10 protein-coding genes are annotated in these 12,496 nt (G+C 73.4%); 2 read left to right on the forward strand and 8 right to left on the reverse strand.

Features of this window, described 5'->3' with window-relative positions; all coding sequences use genetic code 11:
* Positions 1-38 precede the first annotated feature (38 nt).
* Positions 39-1,136 carry a hypothetical protein gene (locus tag AB5J87_RS03550; protein WP_369373801.1) on the reverse strand — a complete coding sequence of 366 codons (1,098 nt, stop codon included), beginning with the start codon at positions 1,134-1,136 and terminating at the stop codon, positions 39-41.
* A gap of 70 nt (positions 1,137-1,206) precedes the next feature.
* The gene (locus AB5J87_RS03555) at positions 1,207-2,841 is read right to left on the reverse strand and encodes an amidohydrolase family protein (RefSeq protein WP_369373803.1); all 1,635 of its coding nucleotides are present in this window, start codon (positions 2,839-2,841) and stop codon (positions 1,207-1,209) included.
* A gap of 155 nt (positions 2,842-2,996) precedes the next feature.
* On the opposite strand from AB5J87_RS03555, the gene AB5J87_RS03560 reads away from it, so the two are divergent.
* Positions 2,997-3,809: a uracil-DNA glycosylase family protein gene (locus tag AB5J87_RS03560; RefSeq protein WP_369373805.1), complete on the forward strand. Its 813-nt coding sequence runs from the start codon at positions 2,997-2,999 to the stop codon at positions 3,807-3,809.
* Positions 3,810-3,866: 57 nt separating this feature from the next.
* Here the strand turns inward: AB5J87_RS03560 and AB5J87_RS03565 are convergent, their stop codons facing one another.
* The 5 genes from AB5J87_RS03565 to AB5J87_RS03585 are packed head-to-tail and all read right to left on the reverse strand — an operon-like array spanning position 3,867 to position 11,221.
* Positions 3,867-6,383 carry an acyl-CoA reductase gene (locus tag AB5J87_RS03565; protein ID WP_369373807.1) on the reverse strand — a complete coding sequence of 839 codons (2,517 nt, stop codon included), beginning with the start codon at positions 6,381-6,383 and terminating at the stop codon, positions 3,867-3,869.
* Complete coding sequence (locus tag AB5J87_RS03570; RefSeq protein WP_369373809.1) at positions 6,380-7,528, reverse strand: acyl-protein synthase; 1,149 nt, start codon at positions 7,526-7,528, stop codon at positions 6,380-6,382. The genes AB5J87_RS03565 and AB5J87_RS03570 overlap by 4 nt, the downstream gene beginning before the upstream one ends.
* Positions 7,525-8,661: a GNAT family N-acetyltransferase gene (locus AB5J87_RS03575; RefSeq protein WP_369373811.1), complete on the reverse strand. Its 1,137-nt coding sequence runs from the start codon at positions 8,659-8,661 to the stop codon at positions 7,525-7,527. Before AB5J87_RS03575 ends, AB5J87_RS03570 begins: the two co-directional genes overlap by 4 nt.
* Entirely contained in the window at positions 8,658-9,953 is a 1,296-nt protein-coding gene (locus AB5J87_RS03580; RefSeq protein ID WP_369373813.1) for an MFS transporter, read from the reverse strand. Before AB5J87_RS03580 ends, AB5J87_RS03575 begins: the two co-directional genes overlap by 4 nt.
* Positions 9,950-11,221 carry a phenylacetate--CoA ligase family protein gene (locus AB5J87_RS03585; RefSeq protein WP_369373815.1) on the reverse strand — a complete coding sequence of 424 codons (1,272 nt, stop codon included), beginning with the start codon at positions 11,219-11,221 and terminating at the stop codon, positions 9,950-9,952. The genes AB5J87_RS03580 and AB5J87_RS03585 overlap by 4 nt, the downstream gene beginning before the upstream one ends.
* Before the next feature lie 315 nt (positions 11,222-11,536).
* Between AB5J87_RS03585 and AB5J87_RS03590 the strand changes: the two genes are divergently transcribed.
* Complete coding sequence (locus AB5J87_RS03590; protein ID WP_369373817.1) at positions 11,537-12,157, forward strand: L-threonylcarbamoyladenylate synthase; 621 nt, start codon at positions 11,537-11,539, stop codon at positions 12,155-12,157.
* Positions 12,158-12,220: 63 nt separating this feature from the next.
* Here AB5J87_RS03590 and AB5J87_RS03595 read toward each other — a convergent pair whose 3' ends face one another.
* Positions 12,221-12,484 (reverse strand): DUF6225 family protein, encoded by a 264-nt coding sequence (locus AB5J87_RS03595; RefSeq protein WP_369373819.1) that lies wholly within the window; start codon positions 12,482-12,484, stop codon positions 12,221-12,223.
* Positions 12,485-12,496 lie beyond the last annotated feature (12 nt).

Genomic DNA, 12,496 nt, shown 5'->3' on the forward strand with positions numbered 1-12,496 from the left:
GGTCTCCTCCAGTCCGGGCGGGCGGGTACCCGGGCGCGCTACTTCTTGGCCCTCTTGGCGGGCGCCTTCTTCGCGGGCGCCTTCTTGGCCGCTGTCTTCTTGACGACGGCCTTCTTCGCGGCGGCCTTCTTGGTGGCGGCCTTCTTGGCCGGGACTTCCTTGACGGGGGCCTTCTTGGCCGGGGCCTTCTTGGCGGACGTCTTCTTCGCACCCGTCTTCTGGGCGGGACTCTTCCTCGCCCCCGCCTTCTTGGCCGCCGCCGCGTCCGTCCGACCGCCCGACCAGGTGCCCTCGGTGACCTGGCCCGACCTCAGCTCGTCGATGTGCGCGTGCCAGAGTTCGGCGCGCGAGGAGGTGGTCTCCTTGACTGCGGCGGTCAGGCTCCGGGCCGCGGCGAACCGGTCGGAGACCGGCCCGGAGGCGGCGATGCGCTCATTGGTCCCGGTGTGCGCGTCGATGGCCGAGCGCAGGCTGCCCGCGTACGCGGTCAGCTTGCCCAGGTCGCGGAATTGCGGCTTGGGGGTGCCGAACCACACCTGCTGCCACCAGTGGTCGCTGACGGGGTCGCGCCAGCTCAGATAGCCGCCGGGCAGGATCTTGCGCGGCCCGTCCAGCTTGCCGGTGAAGCTGTAGCGCACCCCGGGCGCGGTGACCGGGTCGTAGAAGTGCGGGGTGAAGAAGTCCGAGACCAGCAGTCCGTTGATGGTGTAGCCGTTCTCCGGCGCCTCGGACGGGTCGGCGACCTCGACGAGGAACTCCACCACGCCCTGGCCCGGCTTGGGCGACTGGCCCGCCACCAGGCGGTTGCCCCAGGGGTCGCCGAGCATCTCCAGCATCTCGTGGCTGGCCGTCAGCGACCAGCTGTCGCTGTACTGGATCAGCGAGAACGGCTGGCCGTTCTTGTCCATGTGGACACCGGCCGCGCCGGGCTGGCCGATGTCGTCGCGGACGATGAGCGGCCAGTAGCCCACCGGCACGTCGCTGAGTTTCTCGAAGGCGTCCACGGACGCGGGGATCTGCCACAGCGGGGCGAAGTCGCGGATGGCCTGCTTCTGCAGGGCCGCGGCGACCTTCTGGAGCGCGGAGGAGGTGATCCGGTCGGTCTCGGACACCAGGGCGAGCTGGGTGACAAGCATGGGAGCTCCTTCGGTGGGTGCGGGGGCGGCGGCCGGGGCGTTCGCCCGCCCCGGCCGGGGCGAGGTCGGGTCAGGTCAGCAGGCGGGACAGCGAAGTCCCGTACTCCTTCGGCAGGTTGAGCTCGGCGGCCAGCGTGTCCAGGAAGGTGCGGTCGCCCGTGGCGGTCAGCCCGTCGAGCACCACCGGGAGCTGGGGCGGCGGCGGGCCCTCCGCGGTGGTGATGCTCGGGCCGGTGGGCCGTCCGGGGCCGGACGCGGTCAGGGCCGGGAGGCGCGGGCGCAGCTCCTCGCCGGTGGGCCTGATCTCGTCCAGGGCGAGCTGCCACTGGACCTCGCCGTCGGGGGACGCGGTGACCGGGGCGGACGCGGCGCGGGCGGCGAGCCGGGGCAGATCGGCGAGGGCTTCGGTGAGCCGGTCGGTCGCCTCGGTGAGGGTGAGACCGGCCAGGACGGGGTCCATGGCGCCGTCGTCCAGCTGGACCAGCCGGTCCCCGGGCAGTCCGGGCACCTGCTCCAGGGTGGCGCCGGGGGCCAGTGCGCGCAGCAGGGCGGCGGTGCCGTAGCGGGGTGTGCCGTCGATGACGACGAGCCGGATGTCGCTGTCGCGGGCGTCGACGAGGGAGGTGTACGGGTCGCCGCTCTCCCCCGCGACGACGAGGAGGTCGGCGCGCATCCCCGGGCGCAGCGAGCCGAGGGCGCCGTCCCAGCGCAGGATGCGGGCGGCGTCGCGGGTGGCCATGGCGACCAGTTCGCGGTCGGTGAAGACGGATCCGGCGGCGGTGGAGGCGAGCCGGGCGGCCTTGAGTTCGCCGAGCAGCCCCTTGCTTCCGGACACCGACCAGTCCGAGCCGAGGCCGATGGTGACACCGGCTTCCTTGGCGGCGGCGATGTCGGCGGTCCTGCCGTACAGCAGCAGGTTGGACAGCGGCGACCACACCATGGAGCCGCCGTGCCGGGCGAAGACGCCGAAGTCCTCGGCGGTCAGTCCGGTGCAGTGGATGCCGACCAGGTTCTCGGTGACGGCCCAGGTGCCGGGCTCGAACTGGAGGGCCTGGAAGTGGGCGCGGGCCGCGTCGTCGACGCCTTCGGCGAGGTGCAGCAGGAGCCGGTGGGGCTGCTGGAGGCGGGCGAGGAACCGGGCGGCGTCGGCCGCTTCCACGTCGGCGATGCGGGAGGCGGCCTCGGGCAGGTCCGGGGTGTCGGTCTGCTCGACGTTGCGCACGATGCCGCGGTACATCCGGCGGGCGCCCGCGTTGCTGAACAGGGCGATGCCCTGGGTCGTCGTGGTGCCGTTGACCAGTGCTTTCGCCTCGACGTACCGGACCACGGCGGGCATCAGACGGGGGTCCTGGCCGAGCACGGTCATGGGTCCGGTGACCAGGCCGTGGTAGGCGGGGTTGGCGCTGCCGCCCCACTGCGAGCGGTTGCCGTACTTCTTGGGCACCGCCCACAGGGGGAGCACGTCGTAGGGCAGGTGGTTGTGCAGTTCGATCAGCCCGGGGTAGACCGAGCCCCGGGTGCGGACGGGAGTGACCTCCTCGAAGCCCGCGGGCGGCGGCTCGGCGGCCGGGCGCACCGCTTCGACGCGCTGCCCCGCCAGGTACAGGACGCCGTCGTCGATCACGGTGTCGGCGTCGTCCAGGGTGACGATCCGGCCGCGCAGGGCGAGCCGGGTGGTATCCGGGGGGTCGGCTCCGGGCGACATGCGCGTATCCCTTCTCGCCGTCCCCCGAGGCAGATGAGCACAAGTGATACATAGCCGAATATCGGATAAACATCACTTATTACCCACAATGCCGTAAAGTCCCCCGCCGATCACCTTGTGCCCGACCCGATCGCCCGGATGGAGCAGGAGCCCCCATGCACCCCTTCGACCCCGGCTACGCGCAGGATCCCTACGCCCAGCTCGTACGCGACTACCCCGGCCCGGACGTCTACCCGGCCACCGACTTCCGGGTGGAGTGGGGCCCGGTCTTCCACCGAGGGCGGCTCGACGGCACGGCCCGCGTGCTGGTCGTCGGGCAGGACCCGGCCGCCCACGAGGCCATCACCCGGCGCATCCTGGTCGGCACGGCGGGCCGCCGCTTCCAGGGCTTCCTCGCCAAACTGGGCGTCGACACCGGTTACGTGATGGTCAACACCTTCCTGTACAGCGTGCTGGGCCAGCACGGCGGCAACGCGCACGCCACCGATCCGCACATCGCCGAGTACCGCAACTCCTGGCTGGACGCCCTCACCGCCCACCAGCCCATCGAGGCGGTCATCGCCCTGGGCGGCCTCGCCGACACGGCCGTGCGCACCTGGCGCCGCACCCCGGCGGGGGCCGCCTTCTCGGGCGCCTACCAGCACATCCCGCATCCGACGTTCCCCGACAGCGCGGCGGCCTCCGGCGCCGATCCGGTCGAGGCGATGACCAAGCTGGTGACCGCCTGGAACGCCGCCCTGCACGCCCTGGAGGGGGTCATCACCCCCGACACCGCCCGGCCCCTGGTCCCGTACGGCGCCACGCTCACCCCCGCCGACCTGGCGAACATCCCCGAGGCCGACCTGCCGGCCGGGCTGCCCGCCTGGATGCGCTCGGACGAGCCGTGGGCGAGCCGCCAGGGCACCACCTCGGACGAGAAGCGCGCCACGATCGCCGTACGCGTACCGACCGATCTGCGGCCGTTCTGAGAGCCCGCTCCCGGCAGGCGGGGCGCCGAAGGCACGCGCCCCGCCCCCGCGCCACGGCTAACGGCGCAGGTCCACCACCGAGCGCAGCTTCCCGCTGGTCGCGCTGCGGTCCAGGCTCGCGCCGTCGACCGCCTCCACCACCAGGTCCAGCAGCCCCTCGCCGACGGCCGACGCCAGCTCCGGGCAGCCCGTCAGGAACGCCTCGCGCAGCGGCTCCGGTCCGGGCGCGGCCGAGCGCTCGACCCGTACGGTGAGCCGCTCGCGCACCTCGTCGCGGGTCAGCACGCTCTGGAGTTCACCGCTGTAGCGGGTGCTCTCCTGCGCGATCGCCACGAGGCGGCGGTGGTTGACGAAGTAGGTCGCCACCCGCATCACGTCACCGGTCCGCCCGAGCAGTTCGAAGCGGGGGGCGTGGCTGCCGCAGGGGCAGCGTCCGGGCAGGGCGCGGCCCAGGTCACCGATGACGTACCGGCCGAGCCGCTGGCCGCGCCGGGCGTGCGTGGTGAACACCAGGCGGCCGGTCTCCCCCGGCTCCACCGGGCGGTCGGCCTCCAGGTCGACGATCTCCAGGCTGTGCAGGTCGGCGTGGAGGTGGTGGACGCCGCCCGCGCTCTCGACGCACTGGTAGCCGAGCGGGCCGAGGTCGGTGCTGCCGTAGGTGATGGAGCGGACGGTCTCGATGCCGAACGTCTCGCGCAGGGTGCGCCGCTGCTCGTCGGTGAAGTGCTCACCGCCGTAGAAGATCTTGCGGAGGCCGCCGTAGGCGCGCAGCGCGTCCGCCTCCTCGCGCAGCAGCTGCCACAGGTAGGAGGGCATGCCGAAGAGGGTGTCCGCCCGGTGCTCGATCAGCGCCCGCGCGGTGGCGCGGTGGTCCGGGCCCGCCGCCAGGGGCAGTTGGACGCCGCCGAGCCGCTCCAGGATGGAGAAGAAGCTGATGAAGCTGCCGTACATGCCGCCGCAGTAGAAGAGGTTGGCGGTGCGGTCGCCCTCGGGGTCGTACCCCGCGGCGAGCAGTCCGCGCGCGGCGGCGCGCATCTGGGTGTCGTAGTCGTCGTAGCTGAACAGGGAGAGCGCGGGGGCGCCGGTGCTGCCGCCGCTGTGGAAGTACAACTCGGCGTCCGAGCGGGCGACATGGCGGTTGAGTTCGCGTACGTCGTCCTTGCCGAGCAGCGGCCCGGCGGGCACCGGCAGGGCGAGGGGCCGGGCCAGGTCGTCCAGGCACGCCGTGGTGGCGAACCGGGCGTCCGCCTGGACCGCGACCCGGCGGCTGTAGCGCTGCAGGGCGTACACCCCGTCGTGCGGTTCGCCCGAGTAGCCACTGAGCATGGCGCCGAGCGGGGTGACCCTGGTGACGCCCGCCGCGAGGACGAGCCGGGCGAGTTCCGCGATGTCGCCGCGGCTGCCCGCGATGCCCGCGGTCTGCAGATAGCGGCGCATCGGGCGCAGGGTGGCGATCGCCCGCTCGCGGGGCAGCGGCTTGACCCACACGCTGCGGTGCAGCGGAGAGGCGGTGAGGGCGGAGCGGGTGTCGGCCAGCACCCGCCAGGAGCCGTCCTCGGCGGCGAACACCCGGGTCAGGCCCAGGTGTTCCTCCAGGCGGGCGACCAGTTCGGTGGTGGTGAGTTCGGCCTCCTCGGCCGGGTCCGGGGCCTCGGCAGCGGGCCCGGCTGCCGGGCGGGCCGCGAGCACCGCGGCGAAGCGCTCGGCGAACGCGAACACCTCGTGCTCGTCGTCGGTGTCGAGGTAGACCACCTGCGGGCTGGAGCACGCCTGCTGCTCGTACCGGCAGACGTCGTCGGCGAGCGCCTCCAGGGCGGCCGGGGCCTGCCCGGCGCCGGGCGCGAGGTAGGCGAAGGAGATGCGGTGGCCCCACTCCACCAGGCGGCAGCCGGGCGGCACATGGGCGGCGACGCCCTCCACCGCGCTCTCGCCGCCCCATACGGCGACGGCGTCGGCGGGCGCGCACATCAGGCGCAGCCACTCCTGCCGCGCGGAGGAGAAGCGCAGGACGACGATGCGCCCGGCCACGGCCCCGGTGGGGTCGAGGGCGCCGAGCTCGGCCATCAGGTGCTGGGTGAACAGGGTGTCGCCGCCGCTGGTCTTGAGCACGTTGACGTTGCCCGCCAAGAGGCCCTCGACGATGCTCAGGGGGGCGACGGAGGCCGCGTTGCCGGGCGCGATGTGGGCGACCAGACCGACCGGCGCCCATGCCTCGTACACGGTCTCGCGCGCGTCGGGACGGTTCAGCCGGCCCGGGGCGGCGCCGCCGAGCTCGCGGCGGAGCTTGCGGGTGAGCTCGGTGCGGCCGAGGTGGAGGGCGAGTTCGTCGAGGAGGGCCGGGTCCTCGCCCGCGGGCAGCAGCGCGCCCAGCCGGGCGCGCACGGGGTGCTGCGGGTCGCCGAGGGCGCGGGCCAGCGCGTCGCAGGCGGCCAGCACGGTCTCGGTCTCCAGCGGGGCAGCGAGTACGTCCTCGACCGTGGTGGCGAGGGCGGCGAGGCGCCGTCCGGCCTCCTCGTCACCGATGAAGGCGCCCTGCCAGTAGTGGTGTTCGGTGGTGGCGTGGTGCTCGGTCACGACAGGCCCTTCATCAGTTCGGCGGCGGCCACCGCGCAGCTCTTGTTGCGGCTCACCCCGGCGCGGCCGTGGACGGTGAACCAGTCGGTGCCCAGCTCGCAGCCGCACTCGGCGCCGGGCCGCAGGGAGGCGAGGTCGCCCATGACGACGCTCTGCGCCGGTACGGAGGTGATGTACGGGGAGACCAGGTGCAGATAGCCGGGTTCGCCGTACGGCAGGGGTTCCAGGGTGCGGGTGGAGCGGATCGTCACGCGGGACCACACGGGGGCGTGCAGCCGGTGGTGGTCGCACTCGATGTACGGGACGCAGTGCTCGACCGAGCCGAAGGTGTCGCGGACGCGCTCGCCCGGGATGCCCAGTTGCTCGGTCACGCGCGCGTACAGCTCGTCCTTGCCGATGCGCCGGTCGGCGTGGCCCTTCCAGCCGCCGCCCAGGACGACCAGCGAGCCCTCGGGCAGCCGCAGCGGCGGCAGCCCCATCGCGCGCATCCGCTCCAGGGTGAAGAAGAGGAAGGCGGGGAAGCCCAGGATGCGGACCGGGGCGCCGTCGCGCTCGAAGCGGCGCAGTGCGGCCACGCACCCGAAGGGGTCGAACTCGTGGCCGGCCCCGGTGTCGCGCAGCGCGTACTCGACGCTGCGGGCCGGGGCGAAGTCGCACAGGTAGTTGTCGGTGAACGCGGTGCCGAGGTTGAGGGCGGGCGCCGGCTCGTAGCTGTACAGGAGGTAGTTGACCTCCTCGTCGGGGGTGATCCAGCCGTTGCGCTCGAAGATCCGGGCGACCATGCGCTGGGCGGACCGGATGGTCCAGTCGTCGAAGAACATCTGCGACTTCTGGCCGGTGGTGCCCGAGGAGGTCAGGCGCAGGTCGACGTCCTCGCGCGGGATGGAGAGGATCTCGTGCCGCTTGAAGAAGTCGGCGTGCACCAGCGGGGTGCGGTAGGGGCGCGCGTCGGGCGTCGCCCCGTACAGCGAGCGGAAGAACGCGGAGCGCTCGGTGTGCCAGGCGTTGATCTCCGTCATGGCGGCGGCGAACAGCGCGTCCTCGTCCGGCCCGCAGGCGTACGGGTCGGTCAGGTCGCACAGGCGCTGCACGTGCGCCAGCGCGGCGGGGTCGGGCACGCCGACCGGGGCGAGATGGGGGTTCACGAGGCAACCTCAAGAGTGGGCAGGTAGGTCGACGCCCAGGCCGACAGGAAGCAGTCCAGATAGGGCTGGAGGGCGGGTTCGACGACGACACCGCGGAAGTCGATCTGCGCGGTGGAGCGGGAGAGCACGACGTAGTCGTGGAAGCCGGCGCCCTCCGCGCGCATCGCCGGGTAGAGCGCGCCCGCGACGAAGCCCTGGGCCAGGAACGCGGCGAGCACCTCGTGGTGCGCCAGCGGCACCAGCGCCTCCACGTAGCCCGCTCCGGCCCGGGTCAGGGTCGAGGTGACGGATTCGAGGCAGGCGGCAGCGGCGGCCGGGTCCGGGTGGGCGGCCAGCAGCGAGCAGTAACGGCCGGTGCGGTTGAAGTAGGCGTACACCTCGAAGCCGCCGTCGTCCGGGGTCAGCAGCACGTTCGGGCTGTGCAGCGGGTAGAACCAGGCGCCCGCGTCCGGGAAGCGCTCGTGGAAGCGGCGCCGTACGAAGGCGGGGGCCTCGATCATCTCCAGCCGTTCGGCCCGGCCGTGGCGGAGGGCCGGGAGCGGGTCGGCCGCGCGGGTGTCCGCGTAGCTGACGTCCAGGCAGCGCTCGGCGGCCCGCAGCAGCGGGAGCAGCGCGGCGGGCACCTCGGGCACGGGCAGGCGGCGGTCCAGGACCCCCGCCGAGTGACGCGCGTAGAGTGCGAGGCTTTCGCGGCTGCTGAGGTCCACGGCGTTGGGCAGGACGCCCAGCGGCCGGAAGTCGTTGCGCGCGACGACGCGCTGGGGACCGGCGCTGACCGTACGGACCGTGGCGTACACCGAGTCGAGCCGTCCGCTGTCCAGCATGCCCGCGCACAGCGCCTCGGTGAGGGCGGCGGCCAGGCCGCCGGCGCGGTGGTCGGGGTGGACGGCGAGCCCTTCGAGCCGCCCGATCCGGCTGCCCCGCTCGCCGTGGATGGCGGCCGAGGCGGCCAGGGCCCCGGTGTCGGGGCAACGTCCCACCAGCCAGAGGGAGTTCGGGTCCTGGATGAGCCGGGCCATCTCGGCGGGGTCGGTGCCGAGCGCGGCCGGGTAGTGCGGGCCGTAGACGGCGTAGTAGAGCTGGCGCAGTTCGGCGATGTCGGCGCCGGTGGCCGGGGTGATACGGGTGTTCATCGCTCGCCTCCGACGGGCTCGGGGGTGCGCGCGCCGGCCGCCCCGGCGGGCTCGGGCGCGCCCGGCTCGCGGGGGCCGGTGCCCAGCAGCGCGAGGGCGCAGGCGGCGGGGACGAGTCCGGCGGCCTGGATCAGGCAGAGCGCCCGGGCCGAGAGGTGGTCCCCGGCGAGCCCGAACAGCAGGGAGGCGACCGGGAAGGAGGCGCCGAGCACGGCCTGCATCACGGCGAAGAACCCGGGCTTGTCGGCGGTCGGCACCAGCCTCTGGAACAGGGCGACGAACCGCACCCCGATCACTCCGACGCACCAGCCCGCCACGGCGAGCCCGCCCGCGATGGCCGGGCGGCCGGGGACGAGGCCCGGCAGGGCGAGGGCGAGGGCCATCAGCGCGAGGCAGTACGCACCGGCGGTGGTGGGCCGCCCGGGCACCCGGGCGCCGGTGAAGGAGCCGATCAGGGTGCCGGTGCCGAGGCAGGCTTCGAGCAGGGCCACCGTGCCGCCGCCGTCGCCGAGTTCGGTCCGGGTGTAGAGCGGGATGACGACGAAGACGGCGGTGGTGAACAGGTTGGCCGCGGTGAAGCAGACCAGGATGCGCCGCACGTGGGGCAGGGAGCTCAGGATGCCGAGCAGGGAGCGCTTCCCCGGCTCGTCCCCGGCGTCCCCGGCGCCCTCGGCGGGCGCCGGTGCCGTGCGGAAGCGCACGCCCGCGATCAGCAGCGCGGCGGCCAGGTAGGCGGCGGCGCAGCCCGCGGCGAGTCCGGCCGGACCGGCCCGGTCCACGATCAGCGCGCCCAGCAGCGCGCCGCCGAGACCGGCCAGCGACTGGGTGGACAGCTCGAAGCCGGTGGCCGTCTCGATGTCCTCGTCGTCGACGAGTTCGGGCACCGAGGTGGTCAGGCACGGGTCGAAGAACGCCTGGCAGGTCGCCAGGGCCAGGGTCGCGGCGTACACGGCCGGGACCGGCAGCCCGCTCGTCCACGCCCAGACGGCGAGCGCGCCCGCGACGGCTCCCGCCAGCGCGGCGGTGGTGCGCAGCACCGAGCGGTGCTCGTGCCGGGCCAGTACGCGCGCCACCACGGGCGCGAGGGCCACGGCGGGCAGGGTGCTCACGGCCATGAACAGGCCGGAGGCGAGCCCGCGTCCGCCGTCCACGGCGTAGGCGACCAGCCACCAGGCCACGCCGACCTGGAACATCCGGGCCGCGGCCTGGGTGAGGACCTGGCCGAGCCAGACGGCGCCGAAGGCGCGGTTGCGCAGGACGAGCGGCACCCGGGCGGTGTCGGTCGCGCTCATGCCGTCGGCCTCTCGTCGAGCACCCGGACGAGCTTGCCCGAACGCGGGTTGACCACCAGGTCGCGGTGGCGCGCCCACTGCACCGACATCGGGTGCACGAATCCGGCGCGCAGGCTCTCCCCGTACAGCGGCCGGGCCGCGCCGAGTTCGCCGAGCACGGCGTCGGCCAGGGGCTCCAGGGCCGCCGGGTCGTCGTCGCCCGGGGCGGTGGCGAGCCGCAGGACGAGTCCGTCGCGCCCGTCCCAGCGGCGCACGACCAGCTGCATGCCGACGATGCGCCCGGCGGTGTCGGCCTTCGCCACGGCGTCCTGCGCGTCCTGGGAGTACAGGGCGACCGGTCCCACCCGGACGCCCTCCTCGGCGCGGCCCAGGATGCGGAAGTGGCCGACGCCGGTGCCCGTCCACTCGGCGCGGTCCCCGGCGGGGTAGCGGATGACGGGCATCAGCCGGCGGAACAGGCTGGTGACCACGACCCGGCCGGGGCGGCCGGGCTCGGTGATGGGCTCGCCGGTGGTGTCGTCGAGGATCTCCACGACGGAGTACGGGGTGAACGCGCGGTGCACCCGTGCGTCGGGGCCCGGCACCGGGCGGCCCAGCAGACCCGCGTCGACGCTGGCGTAACCCACCGAACGGGCCTCGGCGTTGGGGAAGGCGACGGACAGGAGCCGCCGCTGGTCCTCGAAGAGCGCCTCGCCGCCGAAGAGCAGCAGCTCCACGGCGTCGAGCCGGCCGCCCTGGGCAACGACGTGCTCGGCGAGGCGGCACAGCGTGGTGGAGGTGCCGGTGACCACCTGGGCGTCGAAGTCGCGCAGGGTCCGCGCCGTCGACTCCAGGGGCGCGGCGCCGCCGACGGGCAGCCGTACGTTGTCGACGGGCGCGTGGGCCAGCGAGTCCAGCACGAACAGGAAGCTGGCGTAGAGCTCACCCGCGTAGAACAGGTCGGCCACCCGGTGTCCGGGGCGCAGCCCGGTGTCGACCAGGCCCTGGCCGAAGGCGGTCACGAAGGTGCGCCACTCGTCCCGGGTGTAGACGGAGAACTTGGGGGCGCCGGTGGTGCCGCCGGTCTTGTAGACGGTCGCCTCGGCGAGCGGCCCGGTCAGGACGCCGTTGTCGTGCAGCGTGTTGGCCGCCCAGAACTTCTCCTGGTCCACGACCGGCAGGTCGGTGAGACGGCCGACGTCCGGCGGGAGGTGCGCGTAGAGCGCGCGGTAGAAGGGCGAGTTGTGACGCGCGAAACGTATGAGGTCCGAGAGCTGATGGGCGGACATACGGCCTTTGCCTAGAGGAACGGAACAGGGTGGGAGTCACCGCGGCGTGGCGCGTCCTTCGGTGCGCCGCCTGCGGGATCGAACGGCGTCCGGAGATCCCCCGCCCGGACGCCATGACGCACGTCGAGAACTGACGTGCGGTCACGATGATGGAACATTCGCTCGCGAATCGCAAAGTTGGCAGCAGAAAATGCGACTCCCGTGGCCGGAAACAGCAAATCCTTGCGTGCTCAACCAAATTGGGGGCCGTGGACCGGCACCCGGCCCGACGCGGCGCGCGCCCGTGGGCCACCGGCCCGGCCGTAGACTCGACGGATGGCGAAGTACTTCGACGTGCACCCGGACAACCCCCATCGGCGCACCATCAGCACGGTGACCGACAGCATCCGCTCCGGCGCGCTCGTCGCGTATCCGACGGACTCCTGCTACGCGCTGGGGTGCCAGCTCGGCAACCGCGAGGGCATGGACCGCATCCGGTCCATCCGCGACCTCGACGACCGCCACCACTTCACGCTGGTGTGCGAGACGTTCGCGCAGCTGGGCCAGTTCGTACAGATCGACAACGACGTGTTCCGCGCGATCAAGTCGGCGACACCGGGCAGCTACACCTTCATCCTGCCCGCCACCAAGGAGGTGCCCCGCCAGCTGCTGCACCCCAAGAAGAAGACGGTGGGCGTGCGCATCCCCGACCACACCGTCACCCAGGCCCTGCTCGCCGAGCTCGGTGAGCCGCTGCTCTCCAGCACCCTGCTGCTGCCGGACGAGGCCGAGCCGATGACCCAGGGCTGGGAGATCAAGGAGCGGCTCGACCACGTGGTGGACGCCGTCATCGACTCCGGCGACTGCGGCACGGAGCCGACCACGGTCATCGACTTCTCCGGCGGCGAGATCGAGATCGTACGGCGGGGAGCGGGCGACACCTCGCGCTTCGAGTGACCGCCCCGGCCACCGTCCGCCGGGCGTGCGGGCGGCCGGTCGTCACCGGCCGGCCGCGGGACGTCAGTCCAGGTCGTAGTGGTACTGGCCGGCCTTGAAGTCGGCGAACAGGGTGTACTCGACGTCGCCGGGCGCGGACCCGTCCGACGTGCCGTCCTTCTCCACCGGCTCCAGGTTCACCAGCGCGTACTCGGTGTACCCGTCGAAGTCGCCCGGCCCGTCCGCGACACCCACGTGGATGGGGGTCTCGTCCGGCAGCGCCCGGAGCGCCTCGCGCAGCCGCGCCGCGGTCCACACCCGGGGGTTGTGCTCAAAGGTGTCTGTCATGGGGGGAGGCTA

The sequence above is a fragment of the Streptomyces sp. cg36 genome (assembly GCF_041080675.1).
Lineage (GTDB): Bacteria > Actinomycetota > Actinomycetes > Streptomycetales > Streptomycetaceae > Streptomyces.